2 protein-coding genes are annotated in these 770 nt (G+C 59.9%); both read left to right on the top strand.

Annotated features, from left to right (window positions below):
• The first annotated feature begins 71 nt into the window (after positions 1-71).
• Complete coding sequence (locus AC1D15_RS35385; protein WP_477829762.1) at positions 72-293, top strand: hypothetical protein; 222 nt, start codon at positions 72-74, stop codon at positions 291-293.
• 75 nt (positions 294-368) lie between these two features.
• The coding region (locus AC1D15_RS35380) for a GNAT family N-acetyltransferase (RefSeq protein WP_477829763.1) at positions 369-770 on the top strand (402 nt) is incomplete at its 3' end.

Raw genomic sequence — 770 nt, 5'->3', positions numbered from 1 at the left:
GTGCTCGCAGTCGGCCATGAGCGGTCCGTCGTGAGCGGCGGCTTTCGGGTGCCGCGTTAGGATGCTCAGTCATGAAGAGCTTCAACCGCCTTGACCGTGTCATCGTCTCCTCCCTTGGCGGATGGAAGCAGGCTAGCCTTGGAACTATCGTCAGTGAGCCGGAGCCGATCGAAACCTTGAAAGGGCCTGAGTGCTTCTACTGGGTTGAGTTTGACCAAGCACAGCAGACGATCGACGGTAACGATGCATATCGCAAAGCTCAGATCTTGAGCTGCTACCTGGATCGGGCATGAGTCGCTGAAGTCCGGGCTCTGCCACGAACTGCAGCGTCTCCCTTAACCCTCACAACTCACGTCTTCACCGTGTCCATGTTCAGCATTGAGCCCTTGTCACCAAAGACGTGGCCCGCGTTCGCCGCCCTCGTGGAACGTCATAACGGCGTCTGGGGCGGGTGCTGGTGCGTCGAGTTCCACCCGGACGGAAAGCTCAGGGGTTCGCATCGGCGCGCACTGAAGGAGCGCAAGGTTAGAGAGGGCACCACCCGCGCTGCTCTGGCCTTCGACGCCGATCGCTGTGTCGGTTGGTGTCAATTCGGGCCACCAGACGAGTTGCCGAGAATCAAACACCTGCGCGTCTACACTGCCGGACTGGAAACGCTGCCGCAGTGGCGCATCACTTGCTTCTTCGTTGACAAGGAGTACCGAGGCAAGGGTGTAGCGTCTGCAACACTCTCTGGCGCGCTAAGGCTGATCGCAGAACTTGGTGGTGGC

The sequence above is a fragment of the Rhizobacter sp. P2_H2 genome, assembly GCF_056403375.1.
Note: the sequence above shows the minus strand (reverse complement) of the source record. Positions and strands in the feature narration are given on the sequence as shown.